This window comes from Brevibacterium sp. Z349TD_9 (assembly GCF_056173565.1).
In genome coordinates, this window is record NZ_CM149680.1 from 2,730,943 (window position 1) to 2,747,810 (window position 16,868).

Annotated in this window: 13 protein-coding genes; 4 read left to right on the forward strand and 9 right to left on the reverse strand. The window is 68.9% G+C overall.

What is annotated here, in order from left to right:
* Positions 1-16: 16 nt before the first annotated feature.
* The 6 genes from AC0VYB_RS12765 to AC0VYB_RS12790 all read right to left on the reverse strand — a co-directional run bounded on the left by AC0VYB_RS12765 (position 17) and on the right by AC0VYB_RS12790 (position 8,927).
* A complete protein-coding gene (locus AC0VYB_RS12765) occupies positions 17-2,212 on the reverse strand; it encodes a prolyl oligopeptidase family serine peptidase (protein WP_278373340.1) in 2,196 nt (731 codons plus the stop codon).
* 47 nt (positions 2,213-2,259) lie between these two features.
* Positions 2,260-2,904, reverse strand: a complete 645-nt coding sequence (locus AC0VYB_RS12770) for an N-acetyltransferase (RefSeq protein WP_063249072.1) — start codon at positions 2,902-2,904, stop codon at positions 2,260-2,262.
* Between the two features lie 139 nt (positions 2,905-3,043).
* Positions 3,044-4,645, reverse strand: coding sequence for an HNH endonuclease (locus AC0VYB_RS12775; protein ID WP_313450934.1), 1,602 nt, complete (start codon positions 4,643-4,645; stop codon positions 3,044-3,046).
* Between the two features lie 203 nt (positions 4,646-4,848).
* The gene (locus AC0VYB_RS12780) at positions 4,849-6,294 is read right to left on the reverse strand and encodes an MFS transporter (protein WP_259801116.1); all 1,446 of its coding nucleotides are present in this window, start codon (positions 6,292-6,294) and stop codon (positions 4,849-4,851) included.
* Positions 6,295-6,689: 395 nt separating this feature from the next.
* Positions 6,690-7,781 carry a branched-chain amino acid aminotransferase gene (locus AC0VYB_RS12785; RefSeq protein WP_063249075.1) on the reverse strand — a complete coding sequence of 364 codons (1,092 nt, stop codon included), beginning with the start codon at positions 7,779-7,781 and terminating at the stop codon, positions 6,690-6,692.
* Between the two features lie 108 nt (positions 7,782-7,889).
* Positions 7,890-8,927 (reverse strand): 3-isopropylmalate dehydrogenase, encoded by a 1,038-nt coding sequence (locus AC0VYB_RS12790; protein WP_063249076.1) that lies wholly within the window; start codon positions 8,925-8,927, stop codon positions 7,890-7,892.
* A gap of 215 nt (positions 8,928-9,142) precedes the next feature.
* Here AC0VYB_RS12790 and AC0VYB_RS12795 point away from each other — a divergent pair, with 215 nt between their 5' ends.
* Positions 9,143-9,994 carry an HpcH/HpaI aldolase/citrate lyase family protein gene (locus tag AC0VYB_RS12795; protein WP_278373338.1) on the forward strand — a complete coding sequence of 284 codons (852 nt, stop codon included), beginning with the start codon at positions 9,143-9,145 and terminating at the stop codon, positions 9,992-9,994.
* A gap of 179 nt (positions 9,995-10,173) precedes the next feature.
* Positions 10,174-10,692, forward strand: coding sequence for a phosphatase PAP2 family protein (locus tag AC0VYB_RS12800; protein ID WP_278373337.1), 519 nt, complete (start codon positions 10,174-10,176; stop codon positions 10,690-10,692).
* Between the two features lie 161 nt (positions 10,693-10,853).
* Here the strand turns inward: AC0VYB_RS12800 and AC0VYB_RS12805 are convergent, their stop codons facing one another.
* The 3 genes from AC0VYB_RS12805 to AC0VYB_RS12815 form a co-directional block, all read right to left on the reverse strand.
* Positions 10,854-11,441, reverse strand: coding sequence for a DUF805 domain-containing protein (locus tag AC0VYB_RS12805; protein WP_475384736.1), 588 nt, complete (start codon positions 11,439-11,441; stop codon positions 10,854-10,856).
* A 120-nt stretch (positions 11,442-11,561) separates the two neighbouring features.
* Entirely contained in the window at positions 11,562-13,154 is a 1,593-nt protein-coding gene (serA, locus tag AC0VYB_RS12810) for a phosphoglycerate dehydrogenase (protein ID WP_063249079.1), read from the reverse strand.
* Between the two features lie 86 nt (positions 13,155-13,240).
* A complete protein-coding gene (locus AC0VYB_RS12815; protein WP_063249080.1) occupies positions 13,241-14,533 on the reverse strand; it encodes a GNAT family N-acetyltransferase in 1,293 nt (430 codons plus the stop codon).
* Between the two features lie 243 nt (positions 14,534-14,776).
* On the opposite strand from AC0VYB_RS12815, the gene AC0VYB_RS12820 reads away from it, so the two are divergent.
* Complete coding sequence (locus AC0VYB_RS12820) at positions 14,777-15,733, forward strand: ABC transporter permease (RefSeq protein WP_475384737.1); 957 nt, start codon at positions 14,777-14,779, stop codon at positions 15,731-15,733.
* A complete protein-coding gene (locus tag AC0VYB_RS12825) occupies positions 15,730-16,725 on the forward strand; it encodes an ABC transporter permease (protein ID WP_278373334.1) in 996 nt (331 codons plus the stop codon). The genes AC0VYB_RS12820 and AC0VYB_RS12825 overlap by 4 nt, the downstream gene beginning before the upstream one ends.
* Positions 16,726-16,868 lie beyond the last annotated feature (143 nt).

Genomic DNA, 16,868 nt, shown 5'->3' on the forward strand with positions numbered 1-16,868 from the left:
CCCGCGCGACCCCGGTTCACTCCCCCGTCAGCGCGTTCCAGAGGAATCGGTAGCTCAGCGCCCGCACGAACGCGGCCTGCTTGTTGTCCGAGGCCGCCGCGTGGCCGCCTTCGGTGTCTTCGAAGAACCACACGTCAGGGATCCCCATCGCCTGCATGCGCGCCGCCATCTTCCGTGCCTGCACGGGTCCCACCCGATCATCGGAGGTCGCGGTCCAGAAGAGGACGGGCGGGTAGTCGACGCTGCGGTCGAGAAGGTGGTAGGGCGAGAAGTGCTGGATGAAGGCCCAGTCCGCGGGGTCGTCGGGATCGCCGTACTCGGCCTTCCATGAGTACCCGGCGCTGAGCTTGGTGTACCGGCGCATGTCGAGCAGCGGAACCCCGCAGGAGACCGCGCCGAAGAGCTCGGGGTACTGGGTGAGCATGTTGCCGACGAGGAGACCGCCGTTCGATCCGCCCGCGCAGCCGAGGTCCTCGGTCCGGGTCACGCCCCGGTCGATGAGATCCCTCGCGACGGCGGAATAGTCCTCGTAGGCGCGCATCCGGTTCTCCCGCATCGCCGAGGTGTGCCACTGCGGTCCGTACTCGCCGCCGCCGCGGATGTTGGCGAGCACGTAGACCCCCCGACGGCCTGCGGGGATGTCGTGGCCACGCCCTGCGCCGCGGCCCTGTGTCTCCCGCGCGAGCCAGCCGAGGCCGACGATGGGCGAGTAGACGGGCGTGCGGCTGACCTCGAATCCGCCGTAGCCGTCGAGGAGCGTCGGGTTGTTGCCGTCAAGCACCAGACCCGACTCGGCGATCTGGAAGTAGGGGACCTGCGTGCCGTCGGCGCTCGTCGCGAAGTGCTGTTCGACGGTGAGGCCCTCTGAGTCGAAGAGCGCAGGCGAGGACTTGATCACCTCAGGCGCCGACGCCTGAGCGCCGGCTGCGTCGCCGAGGCTGCCGTAGGAGAGCGTCGAGGGGGTGAGGAAGCCGGTGCTCACGAGCCAGTAGTCGTTGGCGGTGGCGTCATCGTCGGGGTCGACGGGGGCGAAGCTGACCATATGGTTCGCCTCTACGCCGGGGAGCGGCGCGGAGGCGAAGTCGTCGCTCGGGTCGAGGACGACGAGCTCGGACTGGACGTCTCGGAGCAGTTCGAGGACGAGCCGGTCGCGAGTCCACGACCACGACGCCAACGCGGTGTGGGCGTCAGGGGTGAAGATCAGCCGGGGTCGGATGGTGCCGGCCTTGACCTCGGCGGTCGGGGCCGCGGCGAGTCCGCCGGCGGGAACGACGACCGTGCCTGCGTCCCAGTCCGACTGCGGTCGGAAGAGGACGAAGTCGTCGTCGATTCCGACGGAGACGTCGGTGGGGACGTCGACGGGGATCCAGGCGTCCTCCCACGACGAGGCGGTCCTCGGCAGGGCGTGGTCCGGTCCGCGGAGATCGTCGAGGTCGATGAAGCTCGCCCGGGAATTGAAGAAGTCGATGGCATCGACGGTGACCGCGCGGTCGACATTGCGGCCGCCGACGTCGGAGCCGACGTAGATCGCGACGTGGTCGCGGGGCACCTCGGCGACGATGGGTGCCTCGTCGATGCCCTGTCCTCGGGTGAGTGCCCGCGCCTGCCGGGGGTAGGAGGAGGTCGTCAGGGAATCGGATCCGGTGTCGGTCGCGACGAGGATCGTATCGGCGTCGAGCCACGCGAAGCGGGACTTGGCCGTGGGGAGGTCGAAGCCGTCGTCGACGAACTGCTTCGTCTCGAGGTCGAACTCGCGGACGCGGTGGGCATCGCCGCCGTCCGGGGAGAGTGAGATGAGCGCGCGTGTGTGGTCCGGTCGCTTCACCGACGCTCCCGACCACACCCAGGGGGTGTCCTCGGCGCGGGCGAGTTCATCGACGTCGAGAAGGATCTCCCAGTCGGGGTCGTCTGTGGTGTAGCTGTCCCACGTGGTGCGGCGCCACAGGCCCTTGGGGTGGTCCTTGTCGCGCCAGAAGTTGTAGAGGTGCCCGCCGCGCTTGGTGACCATCGGGATGCGGTCGTCGGAGTCGAGGGCCGTGAGGATCTCAGCGGACATGCGGTCGAAGAGATCGTCGCGGAAGCGGGCGAGGGTCGCCTCATTCTCCTCGCGGACCCAGTCGAGAGGGTCATCTCCGTGGATGTCCTCGAGCCAGAGGAAGTCGTCGTCGAGGTCAGGGGTCTGGTCGTGGGCTTCTGTCAATGAGCTGCTCATGGTCCCATCTTGCCAGGTCAGGCGGTGACGTGCGTCTCAGAACGTCATCATTGCGGCGGACGGAACATGACGAGGCCGGGCTCGCCGTTGGGGGCCTGCGGCCCGTGTCCGATGGCGGTGAAGCCGAGGCTTCCGTAGAGGCGGCGAGCCGGGCTGTCGATATCGTCGGTCTGGAGCCAGCAGCCGTAGCCGGAGATTCCGCGCAGCCAGGACTCGAGGGTGCGTCGCCCGAGCCCGGCGGCGCGGAGGCGGGGATCCCTGGCGAGGAGGTTGAGGGCGAACGTCCATTCGAGGACGGGCGCGGCGTCGCCGAGGGACTCCCTGAGCTCGTAGGCCCACTCGTAGTCCTGTTCCGCCCAGGCCCAGAAGTGACCGTACGCGATGGCGCGGAGGCGGCCGTCCTCGGCCGAGCGGGCGAGGGCGGCGAGCACCTGCCCCTTCCGCACGGAGGCCTCGTAGACGTCGGCGAAGAGAAGCGCGTACTTCCGGTCCTCGTTGAGCGGGGGTTCGGCCGCAGCCGCACCGTAGAGGTCACCGACCTCGGACGGCGGCGGCAGCACACCGTGTACACCGGCAGCCGACTCGACGGGCGTCCACCGGTCTCCGAGGCCACCGGGAAGACCCCAGACGAGTTCGACCGGTTGGATCACATCCGCCGTCTTCGCTGAATCGGCGCCGGAACGGTCATTCATATGACCAGCTTAACGACTTGAGTAGTCGGGCCACTGAACGGAAGGAGAATTCGGGCCGTGGAAAACCTCACGGTATCCCGAGATCCTTCGGCACAGTGGTTCTCGATCACGATTCTTCAGAACGGTCCGAGATGCCCGATCACGGAGCTGCTCTGGCGACGAGGTCGTTCCGCAGTCGCCTCTCGCACGGGCTGTCCTCACGCACGGATCCCGCGGAGTCGAGCGGCTGACGGCGTGTCGGGCGCGGACTCGACCGAGACGTCAGCCCGACCTGCGACGGTCCGACCTGAGGTGGTCCGACCAGAGACGGTCCGAGCCGAGGAGGTCCGACCGGAGGCGGTGCGACCAGCGACGGATCGATGAGGACTCGTTCGTCCTTCGGCACCGCCGCAGTCTCCGCGAGGATGGCGATCGTCCTGGGCGGCGACCCCGGAGCACGAGCCTGACCCTCCTCCTGCGCCGCTCCGGGCGATCGCGGTCTGGCGTCGACCGGGCAGGTGGATCTGGCGTCGATCGGGCGGGTGGATACGGTGTAGCGGTGACCGGTCGGCGTCGTCACCGACAGCTCGGTGGCTGAGGTTCGATGGCGCCACCCGGGCAGTTCTTTGATGTAGTTGCAGGCAGCGCACAGGCCGGAGGCGTTGTCCCAGCTCGTCGCGCCTCCCGCGGCGACGGGAGTCGCGTGGTCGACGTGCTTGATGGTCGCCTCGCACCACGGTGTGCGGCACACGTCGTCGCGAACGGTGATCATTCGCCTCAGCAGACCGGAGAACTCCCGCCGACTCGAATCCATGGCGACGAGCTGACCGTCGGTCGGTCTCGCATACATTCTGCGCAGGAACACCGCGCCGGGGTCGTCGGCGATGAGGGATCGCGCCGCGCCGGCGGGGATCGGCCCGAAGCCGGGAAGCCATGCGGGCTCGTCACCGTCGTCGAACAGTGTCTCGTCATTCATCACGACGAGGACTTCGAGCGGGATCGCGTCCGCGCTGTCCTGCCCGGTGACGCGCTCAACGAGCAGGTCGGCCATCGTCTGACTCTGCGTGCACCCGCCCGAGGCGCCGGTGCCGACTCGAGCGGCGGCGGCCTTGGAGAGGTTGGCGTATGCGGCGACCGCCTCCGGCATCGGGAGGAAGGCGGTGAGGTAGGCCATGTTGCCGGGCGCCGGGCGCACGCTCACGCACCGCTCCTCCTTGCAGTGGTCGAGGTGCCGCACCGCTGCGACCTGGTCGAGCTTCTGAGCCAGCGCGCGGACTTCGCTGCCGAGCCGGCGCACCCCCACCTCGGCGAGCCGGTCGGCCATCCTCTCATCGACCTGCTGCCGCTTATCCCGCGGCAGCCATGCGGTCTCGGTCGCGACGAGGCGAGCCTTCTCCTCGGAGATCTCACCCTGTCTGAGAGCCGCGTATGTGTGCGGGAGGTCCATGAGCAGCGTGCGGGAGAACCCGAGGAACCTGCTGCCCCGGGCGCGGGAGAACTTGCGGGCGAGCCCGATCTCGGCGCCGACTCCACGTCCCTGCCGGTCGCTGGGCACCCCGTCCTCGGCTTCGCGGTTGCGCCGGTGCATGTCGAAGGTCAGGGTCTCGCGGGCCTGTGCCGCCGCCGCTGCGGAGGTGAGCTCCTCCAGGGCCGTGATGCGGTCGATCGCCTCACGTTCGGTCCGTGCGGGAGGCAGGGCGGACAGCGTCTCGCGCCAGCGGGCGATGTCCGCGATGACGTCTGAAACCGACTCTGCTTCCATGCTCAGTACCCTAGACCGCAGCACTGACACGAGATTCGCCGTGAACGTTCTTCCTGGTCAAGGCCCATTTCGTCCGATGGCTGCCGGTCGGTCCGAGCGCTGCCGACTCTGCCGGGTCGCGTCTGCTTCGGCCGCAGGCGCGCCGGGCTGGGAACGCCACGTTCGACGATGCCTGCCGGGGTCGGCGACCGTCGACGTCTGCCTCAGGTGAGCTTCTCCCCTGTCGTCTCCCTGGCGAGGAGCGCCATGAGCGCAACGGCGACGACGACGAGGACACCGGTGAGTGCGAAGGTCGTCACGAGCCCGAGGACCGGCCACATGTACGCACCGAAGACGAGCGGCGCGATGCCGGTGGCGATCCGCGAGGCCGCCGACGCCCACCCGAAACCGGACCCGCGCAGGCGGGTCGGGTAGAGCTCGGAGACGTAGGTGTAGAGCGTGGGGATCGCAATCTGGATGACGAAACCGAACCCGATGACGCTCGCCTTCGCCGCGAAGCTCAGCTCCGATCCCGATGCTTCGATGAAGACGGCGACGCCGACGAGGAGCACCGCGGAGACGATCGCACTGACACCGAGCACCCATTTGCGCCCCAGGCGTTCGACGAGGAGCGCCGAGACGACGACGCCGAGGATGCCGACCGCGGTCATCGACCCTGTGACGAGGAACGCCGCCTGGTCGCCGAGCCCTTGCCGCTTGAGGATCCCCGGCAGCCATGTCAGTGCCGCGTAGTAGACAAGGAGGACGGAGACGAAGAGGGCCCACGACACCAGCGTCGTCTTCGCCGAGTACTGCCACAGCTGTGCGAGCTGTCCCGTGGCGGCCCGCAGCCGACCGTTGACGGAGGTGATGATTCCAGCGGAGGACTCAACGGTGCCCTGTCTCCCCTCGCCGAGGCTGTCGGTCGTCAGCGGTCCCGCATCGCCGGGTGCGTCGTGCGTCCAGGCCGGCACGTCGGCGCCGGTGCGCTCGACGAGGCGCGCGATGACCGCGTCCGCCTCGGCGTAGCGGCCGACGGAGGCGAGATAGAGAGGCGATTCGGGGATCCCGAACCGGACGGCGACGGTGAGCAGTGCGGGGATGATCATGACGAGCATGATCAGCCGCCAGTCCCCCATCGTCAGCAGCCAGGCGGAGACGAACGCGCACAGAGACGCACCGATCGGCCACCACCCGTCCATCGCGGTGAGCACGCGGCCGCGATGACGCTTCGGCGTGAACTCACCGACGAGTGCGTAGTCGACCGGGATGCAGCCGCCCAAGCCGAAGCCGGCAAGGAAGCGGAAGACGATGAACCACCCGAACTCGGGAGAGAACGCTCCGGCGACGGTGAAGATCGAGAAGACGAGCAGCGTGAGGGTGAACGCCTTCTTGCGCCCGATGACATCGGCGATGCCTCCCCAGACGAACGCGCCGAGGGCCATGCCGATGAGGTTGGCGGTGGCGATCCACGCCGCCTGCCCCACACTGAGGTCCCAATGGTCGCTGAGCAACGGGATGAGGAACCCGTTGAGGGCGACGTCCCACGCGTCGAACATGAAGCCGAGGCCGCCGATGATGAAGATGGCGCCCTGCGTGCGCCACTTCCACGGCAGGTTCGCGATGACGTCGGAGGCCGTGGGTACGGAGGTCGAAGACGGTGCAGTCACGGGGACACAGTACAACGTTTAACGCACGGACGCGCAAAACACTCAGCAGGTGCGCGCCGGGGGCGGGCGCTCGCGCAAGAGGCAGGCACCCGCGCCGGAGTCTCGCACCCGCGCCGGGGACGGGCTCCCACGCCCGGTGGCGGACACCCGCGCCCGGAGGAGGACACGGACGCCCGGGGGCGGGCACGGACGCCAGAAAGGTGGATCCGGTTCGAAGAACGAGACGATTTCGAACTGGATCCACCTTTCGGGGCCGGCACACAGGCGGCTCGGGCCTCACAGGCCACGCAAGCTGCTCGCGCCACGCAGACCGTCAAGCCGCAAAGGCCGTTCAGACCGCACGGGCCACCCACGCCACACAGGCCAGGCGAAACCGCTGGCGCGGCAACACCGCCTCAGGCCAGGCGGACGAGCCAGTTGTGCTTGTCCTCGACGCGGCCGTACTGGATGTCGAGGAGTGCCTTGCGCAAGGCCATCGTCTTCTCGCCGGGGGTGTCCCCGTGGTCGATCGTGAAGTCGTCGCTGACGAGCTTGCTGATCGGGGTGATGACCGCGGCGGTGCCGCACGCGAAGGCCTCGACGATGTCACCGTTCTCCGCACCTTCGCGCCATTCGTCGACGGTGAGCTGGCGTTCGACCGGCTCGAGGCCGAGTTCGGGGGCGAGGTCGAGCAGCGAACGGCGGGTCACCCCGTCGAGGATGGTGTCGCTGAGGGCCGGCGTGAGCAGCTGCCCGTCCTTGGTCACGAGCATGAGGTTCATGCCGCCGAGCTCGTCGATGTACTTGTGCTCCTCGGCGTCGGTGAAGAGCACCTGCTGGCAGCCCTTCTCCGCGGCCTCCTTCTGCGCGAGCAGCGAGGACGCGTAGTTCCCGCCGCACTTGGCGAAGCCGGTGCCGCCGGAGCCGGCGCGGTTGAGCTTCTTCGACAGCCAGATCGACACGGGCTTGATGCCGCCGGCGAAGTACGGTCCGGCCGGCGAGGCGATGACGTAGTAGTCGACCTCGTGGCTGGCGCGCACTCCGAGGAACCGCTCCGAGGCGATCATGAACGGGCGCAGGTAGAGGCTCGACTCGTCGGCGTCGGTGCCCGGCGTCGGCACCCACTTCTCGTCGGTCGAGACGAGGGCCTTGAGCGACTCGATGAAGTCCTCTTCGCTCAGCTGCGGCAGCGCGAGGCGTTCGGCCGAGCGGTTGATGCGCGCGGCATTGCGGTCGGGCCGGAACGTCCACACCGAGCCGTCAGCGTGACGGTAGGCCTTGAGCCCCTCGAAGATCTCCTGCGCGTAGTGGAAGACCGCTGCCGCCGGATCGAGCACGAGCGGACCGTACGGCTTGACCTCGTGCGCCTGCCACCCGTCATCGTTCGTGTAGCGGATGTGCGCCATGTGGTCGGTGAAGTACTGCCCGAACCCGGGATCCTTCTTGATGTCCTCGCGCACCAGCTCGGGCTGCGGCTGGATGTTCCTGAGGATGGCGAATTCAGTCATCAGAGCTCTTTCGACGTGTGTGAGGCCTACCACGTCTCAGGGTAGTCCATCGGTCCGGCATCCTCGCATCGGGGGTGGGGTGGGATTCCCGCCGAGGCGACCGGCCCCTCAGCCCAGGCGCGCGGCGATCGCGTCGCCCACCTCGGCGGTGGTCCGCTGCGTCCCGTCGCGTTCGGCGAGGTCGGCCTCGACGGCCGCTTCGATGGCCTTGGCCACGGTCTCGAGGCCGAGGTGGGAGGCCATGAGCGCGCCGGAGAGGATCGAGGCGGTCGGGTCGGCGATCTGCTGACCGGCGATGTCGGGGGCCGAACCGTGGATCGGCTCGAAGAGACTCGGGGCCGTGCCTTCGACGTTGAGGTTGCCCGAGGCGGCCAGCCCGATGCCTCCGGTGACGGCGGCGGCGAGGTCGGTGAGGATGTCGCCGAAGAGGTTGTCGGTGACGATGACGTCGTAGCGCTGCGGGTCGGTGACCATGTAGATCGTGCACGCGTCCGTGTGCTCGTAGTTGACCGCGACCTCGGGGAACTCCTCGCCGACCTTCTCCACGACCCGTCGCCACAGGTGGCCGGCGTGGACCATGACGTTGTGCTTGTGGACGTACGTGAGCTTCTTCCGCCGCGACTGTGCGCGCGCGAAGGCGTCGCGGACGGCGCGCTCGACGCCGTACCACGTGTTCACCGAGACCTCGGTGGCGACCTCATGCGGGGTGTCCGTGCGGACCGAGCCGCCCATGCCCGTGTACGAGCCCTCCGTGCCCTCGCGGACGACGACGAAGTCGATCTCGGGGCGCGCGGCCAGGGGCGACTCGACGCCGGCGTAGAGCTTCGAGGGCCGGAGGTTGACGGCGTGGCCGAGGCCGAAGCGCATCTTGAGGATGACCCCGCGCTCGAGCACCCCGGAGGGGACGCTGGGGTCGCCGCATGCGCCGAAGAAGATCGCGTCGTGGCCCCGCAGGGATTCGAGGTCCTCGTCGGTGAGCGTCTCGCCTGTGGCATGCCAGCGCTTCGCGCCGACCTCGTAGTCGGTGAGCTCGAGTTCGACCGGTTCGCCCGAGACCTCGATCGCACGCTGGAGGACCTTGAGCCCTTCGGGGACGACCTCGGTGCCGATTCCGTCGCCGGGCATGACCGCAATTGAGAACTTCATGCCGCCACCCTAAGGCGCATCTCATGATGCAACTACCGTGTCCCATCATGCGGACGAGGCGGCAAGTGGGCTCGTCTCCAGCCGGGTGTCAGCCTCGCCAGACCGCTGACGTGGACAATTTCACGTCCCAATCTTCGCACACGGCTACAATTCCACCCTGCAAGGCACGAAGATGGAACTGGCAGAACCACCGAGTCCCGAGAGAAAGTCGATCCTTGACTGAAACGATCCGCAACCGCCGCGCCGCCTCCCTCCCCGCCAAGCTCTCCCGCTCGTGGCTGCTCGTCAACGCGGCGAAGGAGGAGCTCTTCGCTCCGGCGCAGGCCTCGGAGGCCGATTCGGTGATCTTCGACCTCGAGGCCTCCGTGGCCGAGGACAAGAAGCTCGATGCCCGCGACAACGTCGTCCGTGCGCTCGAGTCGGGGATGTCGGCGTGGGTGCGCATCAACAAGATGGAGTCGGAGTTCTGGGACGACGACCTCGCCGCCGTCGCCACCCTGCCGGGTCTGCGCGGTGTCATGCTCCCGGAGACCGAACGCCCCGAACAGGTCTCCTACACCGCGATGCGCGCGAAGGCCGGCCTGCCCGTCATCGCCCTCCTCGAGTCCGCCCGCGGAGTCGAGAACGCGACGAAGATCGCCGAGGCACCCGGCACCTTCCGCCTCGCCTTCGGCACGAACGACTTCCGCAAGGACACCGGCTTCTCCGGCGATCCCATGGCGCTCGCCTACGCCCGTTCGCGCCTGACCATCGCTTCGCGCATGGGCGGGTTGCCCGGTGCCATCGACGGCCCCTCGGCCGCTGATGCGAGCGACGAGCAGGTGCGCGCGGACGCCGACGTCACCCACCAGATGGGCATGACCGGCAAGCTCGTGCTCGCCCTCGATCAGGTCAATGCCCTCAATGAGGCGATGAGCCCGAGCGAGGACGAGCGCGCGTGGGCCCGGCAGATGCTCGCGGCGGCCGAGGGCGGATCCGAGATCACCGACGGCTCGTACCTGCCCCGTCTCGCCCGCGCGAAGAAGATCGCCTCGCTCGCGGACACCTACGGTCTCTGGAACGCCTGATCCGCCCGCCCGCAGACTCCGCCCACCCCATCGTCCGCATCCCCCGCTGGGCTCTGTGGGCGACGGTTCCCGCGCTCTTCGCGGTCCTCGCCTTCGGGCTCTGGCTGCGGCTGAGCATCGTCGGGCCGACCGTTCTCGACACGTGGTGGGCGCAGCTCGTCAAGGTCCCCGTCGACTCCGTGCCGTACTGGATCTGCGTCACCCTCGCCGAGGTGGGAGGGGCGACGGGCGCCGTCGTCTGCACTGGCGTGGCCGCTGGGATCCTCGTCCTGCTGCGCCGACTGCGCGCAGCCGCTGTCATCGTCACGACGATGCTGCTCGGCGTCGGACTGTCCGAGGCCATCAAGGCGGTCGTCGAACGGCTGCGCCCCGGCGATCAGCTCTACAACTCCCTCGGCTTCTCCTACCCGTCCGGGCATTCGATGGGCGCTGCCGCCCTGGCGCTCAGTCTCGCCCTCATCATCGCCCATGCACGTTCCGGCCGGGGCCCGGACTCGACCCGACTGCGTTTCCACTGGTCCATGGTCCTCGTCCCCGTCTGGATCCTCGCGATGATGTGGTCGCGCACAGCACTCCAGGTCCACTGGCTCACCGACACGATCGCCGGTGCCCTGCTCGGCCTCTCGGCGGCGATGCTCGCCGACGCGTTCTGGATCTGGGTGGCCCTGCGCACCCGCTCACCGCTGCTCGCGAGGTAGCCTCCCGCGCTGCACCCGCCACGCGCGGAATCCGCGGAATCCGCTACGCCCGCCACGCGCGGAACCCGCCGAATTCGCGACACCCGCGGCATCCTCGCCGATACGACTCCGGCCCCGTCAGAGTTCTGACGGGGCCGGCGTCGTGAGGACGGGCGTCGGGCTCAGGCGCGGTCGAACCGTGCGCCCTCGGGCTTCGAGGGCAGGAGCATGAGGACGAGCACGATGAGGGTTCCGACGAACGGAACGAGCAGGAGGAAGGCCATCGGTCCTGCCATGTTCGCGTCGTGGAGGCGACGGACGACGACGGCGAGGAAGGGGACGATGACGGCGAGGCCGACGACGATGAGGAGCGCGAGGCCGACGAAGATGAGGATCGCGGCCGGCGGGTGGTTGACGATCCCCGGAGCGGTCTCGACCGTCACCGCCTCACCCGTCGTGGGGTCGACGCCGAGCTCGGTGACCTTGGGGTTCGCCGCCGCCCAGGACGCGCCGATGCTCAGACCGATCATCATGATCACGTTGGGGATGAGCGAGAGCACGGCGACGAGGAGGTAGGCCCACCAGAATTCGCTGCGGGAGGCACGGCCGGTGAAGACCGTGTACTTCTTGAAGAAGCGGCGCACCACCTGCGGGAAGGAGGCTCCCGGCAGCGGCTGGGAGAGATCGGTGCGGCCGGATGCGGCCTGCGGGGAGACGGCGGCCGGGGCGCCTCCGTCAGCGGGCAGAGGGGACTGCGGTGTTTCGGTCATGGGTTCCTTCGTGGTGTGAACGCCGACGGCGCTGTCACCGAGGAGGCGAGACATCACCGGACCGGCGATGGTCGCTGCACGGATCGGCTGATCCTCGTGCAGCGACCATCATAGCGGTCCTCAGTCCTCCTCGAGGGAGACCGCGGAGAACGCCGAGGCATTGACGGCCCCGGCCACGGCGCGCACGACCTCTTCGGGCACGGCCGTGTCGACGGCCATGACGGAGAGCGCCTCGCTGCCCTCGGCCGACGGTGAGACCTGCATGCCCGCGATGTTGATCTCGTTGGCTCCGAGAGCGAGGCCGAGCTGGCCGATGATGCCGGGGCGGTCCTCGTAGCGGAAGATGAGGAGGTTGTCGGTGAGCTCGATCTCGAGGTCGTAGCCGTCGACCTCGGTGAGCTTCTGGACGAGCTTCGGCCCGGTCACGGTGCCGGCGACCGTGATCCGCTGACCGTCCCCGGTCGTCGCCGTCAGGCGGGTGACGTTGCGGAAGGACTCGCAGTAGGGGTCGGTGACGAGTTCGACGCCGATCCCGCGCTCCTCGGCGAGCAGCGGGGCGTTGACGTAGGAGACCTGGTCGGACACGACATCCTTGAACAGGCCCTTGAGCGCGGAGAGCTTGAGGACGGAGACGTCCTTGTCCGCGATCTCCCCGTTGACCTCGACCTTGAAGTGGGTGACCGAGGACTCGGCGAGGGCGTTGACGACGCGTCCCAGACGTTCGGCGAGCGGGATGCCCGGCCGGACGTCCTCGTGGATCGCACCGCCGGCGACGTTGACGGCGTCGGGGACGAGCTCACCGGCGAGCGCCTTGCGCACGGACTTCGCGACCGCGACCCCGGCCTTCTCCTGGGCTTCGGCCGTCGAGGCGCCGAGGTGCGGGGTGACGTTGACGGCGTCGAGCTCCATGAGCGCCGAGTGCTCGGGGGGTTCGACGTTCCACACGTCGATGCCAGCGCCTCCGACGGTCCCGGCGGCGACCGCCTCGGCGAGGGCGTCCTCATCGATGATGCCGCCGCGGGCGACGTTGACGAAGCGGGCACCGGGCTTGGCCTGGGCGAACTGCTCGGCCCCGATCATCCCGATGGTCTCCGGGGTCTTGGGCATGTGGACGGTGACGAAGTCGGAGACGGCGAGGAGCCCGGGCAGGTCGACGACCTCGACGCCCATCTGGGCGGCGCGGGCCTGCGTGATGTAAGGGTCGTAGCCGACCAGCCGCATGCCGAAAGCCTTCGCGCGCTCGGCGACGAGCCCGCCGATGCGCCCGAGCCCGACGATGCCGAGCGTCTTCTCGTAGAGTTCGACGCCGGTGAACGTCGAGCGCTTCCACTCCCCCGCCTTGAGCGAGGTGTTGCCGGCCCCGAAGTACCGCGCCGAGGCGAGGATGTGGGCCATCGTCAGCTCGGCGGCGGAGATGATGTTCGAGGTGGGGGCGTTGACGACCATGACACCCGCCGAGGTGGCGGCCGGGACGTCGACGTTGTCGAGTCCGACCCCGGCGCGGGCGATGACCTTGAGCCTCTTCGCCGCGGCGATCGCCTCGGCGTCGACCTGCGTGGCCGAGCGGACGAGGATCGCGTCGGCATCGACGATGGAGTCCAGGAGCTGGGAGCGGTCGGCGCCGTCCGTGTGACGGATCTCGAAGTCACCCCCGAGCGCGTCGATGGTGGCCGGTGACAGGTTTTCGGCGATGAGCACGATGGGCTTGGGCACGAACAGACTCCTTAGGGTTCCGGGACGGGCCCATCCTAGGTGAGTCCGGGAAAGCGTTCACGAGATCTCAGATTCTGGGAAAGTCCTCAGAACCCGTTCGGCGAGTACGGCATCCGCCCGAGGCTGAACATCGCACTCGCCTGCACGGCGGCACCGGGGACGTTCTCCTCGATGCGTCCGGCGCGGACGAGGATGACGGGGTCGGCACCGCCGAAGTAGAGCGAACCGAGCTCGGCGATGCCGAGGCTGAGGTCGGCAGGGGTCGACTCGGAGGCGGTCTCGACGACGGCGTTCTCCCCGTCGGAGGTGATGCGGAACTTGCCGCCGGTGAGCTCCTGCGGGTCGTCTATCTCGAGCACGAGGGTGCCCGCGACGTACCAGGGGCGGGCCTCGAGGGCGGCCTTGACGTCGAGGATCCGGATCCAGATGTTGTCCTCGGTCGACGTCGTCCGCACCCGGCGGGAGTCGGTGAGCAGCCACGGCAGCGGTGAGTCCTCGGCCGATTCGCCGAACGTCACCCTGCTCGAGAGATCGATCGCGGCGAGGAACGACCACAGCGAGGCGTAGGCGGCATCGGTGGCGGCGACGAAGTCGATGAGCTCGATCGTCGGCGGCTTGACCGACCAGCCCGCGAATTTGTAGGACACGTAGCCGTCTGGCTGCCCGTCCTCACCGAAGTGGAGCGCGGCACGGACCCCGCGGTCGGCCTCCCCCGTCTCGGTGTTGAGATCCCCCGTGGCCCGCTCGATGTAGGTCTGCTGCCTCTCCATCGCACCCGGTGAGGTGCGCATGAACTCGCCGTAGATCTTCGGGGCGAGTTCGCGCAGGACGCTCGGCAGGCACATCTCGACCCGCCGGTCGGGTTCGCGGATCATCTGGAAGCCCGGCGAGGTGTCGACCTCGATCGCGTGCGACCACGTCGCCACCCCGAAGCCGTAGCGGGAGTAGATGCCGCCCTCGGTCGCGGTGAGTGCGGCGAACGGGTAGCCGGCGGCCTTCGCCTCGGCGAGGTCGGTCGTCATCATCGATCGGAGCAGTCCGCGCCGGCGATGCGTCGGGCGCACGGTCACCCACGTGATGAGATGGGCGGGCACGAGCCGGCCGCCGCCGACGTTGACGAGCTTCTCGAACCACGCGAACGTCGCCACGGGGATGCCGGAGTCGAGCGCGTACTCGTATTCGCTCTCGGCATAGACGGCGGTGAGCCGACGGTCATCGTCGATCGCGCGCTGGACGCGCTTCTTCAGCGCCTCATCGGTCGACCGAGAGTCGTGGAAGCCGACGCTCGTCGAGGCGAAGTAGCCCTTCGTCCTCTCATCCGGCTCTCCCGTCGACTCGTCGAAGGCGGGGGTGAAGCTCTCGAAGCGGTAGTTCGTCACAATGTCGCCTTCCTCGAGGGTGGGCCGGGTGGTCCTCCCTGCGACTCTAACACCGGCTCTGTGACCTGGCCCTCGGCAGCGCGCGGCCCCGCCCCGACTCACCTGCCGTCACCCGCGGTCACCGGCTGCGGCTGTCACGGAACTTCACGACTTTGCACAGGCGACGATCAGGCGCATAATTGTTGAGCAGTTCGGCGATCCCGGACGCGATTGGCCCAGCCGACCACGAATCGAAGGACCCCGATGCCCACTCCGACGCGCAGCCGCGGTCGCTCAGACACCGTCTGGTCGCGACTGCGCCGGTCACGCCCCGCGATGATCGGCCTCGGACTCGTCGTCCTCTTCGTCCTCCTCGCCGTCCTCGCCCCGGTCTTCTCGTGGCTGACCGGCAACAGCCCCTACGCGTACAACCCCGATCTCCTCGGTCCGGACACGGCACCGGCGGGGCCCCTGGGCGGAATGAGTGCTCAACACTGGTTCGGGGTCGAACCGCGCACGGGCCGGGACCTCTTCGCGATCGTCACCTACGGCGCCCAGGTCTCCCTCCTCATCGGGCTCGCCGCGACGGTCGTGTCCGTGGCCGTCGGGGTCGCGATCGGGCTCATCGCCGGCTTCTTCGGCGGAATCGCCGACCGTCTACTCTCGCGCCTGACCGACATCGTCTTCGGCTTCCCGTTCCTCATCTTCGCGATCGCGCTCTCGGCCACCGTGCCCGCGAGCTTCCCGCGCCCGCTCCTTCTCATCCTCGTCATCGGCCTCTTCGGGTGGCCGCAGGTCGCCCGCGTCGTCCGCAGCGAGACCCTGTCCCTGCGCGAACGAGGCTTCGTCCGTGCCGCCGCCGCACAGGGCACCGGGTCGGCCCGCATCATCGTCCGCGAGATCGTGCCGAACATCGCGGCCACCGTCATCGTCTTCACGACCGTCTCGATCCCCGGCAAGATCGGCGCCGAGGCGGCCCTGTCCTTCCTTGGGGTCGGCGTCAACCCGCCCACCCCGTCGTGGGGGCGCTCGATCTCCGATGCGATCTCGTGGGTCCAGGTCGACCCGATGTACCTCATCTTCCCCGGCATGGCGCTCTTCCTCGTCACGCTCGGGTTCAACATGTTCGGCGACGGTCTCCGCGACGCCCTCGACCCCGCCGAGGAGCGGGGCGGGGAGACGGCGAAGGCCGACCCGATGAGCGCAGGAGGTCAGCCGTGAGGCTCCGATTCATCGTTTCCCGGATCCTCGGCGCACTCGTCGTCCTCCTCCTCATCGCGGCCGCGTGCTTCGCGATCTTCTACCTCATGCCCACCAACCCGGCCCAGCTCTCGTGCGGCAAGCCCTGCTCCCCCGAGCGCCTCGCCGAGGTGGAGCGCTACCTCGGCGTCGACCAGGCGTGGTGGAAGCAGCTCGTCGACTTCCTCGCCGGCATCATCGGCGGACGCACCTTCGGCGAGGGGGCGACGGCCATCCACTGCAATGCCCCGTGCTTCGGGTATTCGTTCCGCCTGCGCGACTCGGTCACCGCCCTCATCCTCGAGCGCCTGCCGGTGACGCTCTCGCTCACCCTCGGCGCCGCGGTGCTCTGGGCGATCGGCGGCATCGCCGCGGGGCTGCTCGCCGCACTCAAGCGGGGCACGTTCACCGACTCCGCGGTGATGGGGGCGGCGATCACGGGGATCTCGGCACCCACGTATCTGCTCGGCCTCCTCGGCGTGCTCCTCTTCGGCTTCGTCCTCAACGTCCTGCCTATCGGCGGGTATGTCCCGCTGACGGAGAACCCCGCGCTGTGGGCGTTCCATCTCATCCTGCCCTGGGTGGTGCTCGCGATCGCCAACGGCGCGATCTATGCGAGGCTCACCCGCGGGCAGATGCTCGACGTGCTCAGCCAGGACTACATCCGCACAGCGCGGGCGAAGGGGCTGAGCGAGACCGTCGTCGTCGGCAAGCACGGTCTGCGCAACCTCGTCGTGCCCCTGACGACGCTGTTCGCCATCGACATCGGCGGCCTGCTCGGCGGGGCGGTGATCACGGAGAAGGTCTTCGCGCTCGGCGGGGTCGGCACCCTGCTCCTCGAATCGGTCGCCAGCCTCGACATCCAGGTCATCGTCGGCGTCACCCTCTTCGCCGCCGCCGTCGTCATCATCGCCAACCTCATCGCCGACCTCAGCTACTCCGTCCTCGACCCGCGGATCGGAGCCGCCCGATGACCCTGCCCTCCCGGCTCCCGCCGCACCGACTGACACAGCACCGGCGCCGATGTCGGCGGCAGCGATGTCGGCGCCTGCGGGCCCCGCACGCCCAGACCCCAGGCACCCAGACCACAGCCGCTCAGACACTCGACTCCACTCCA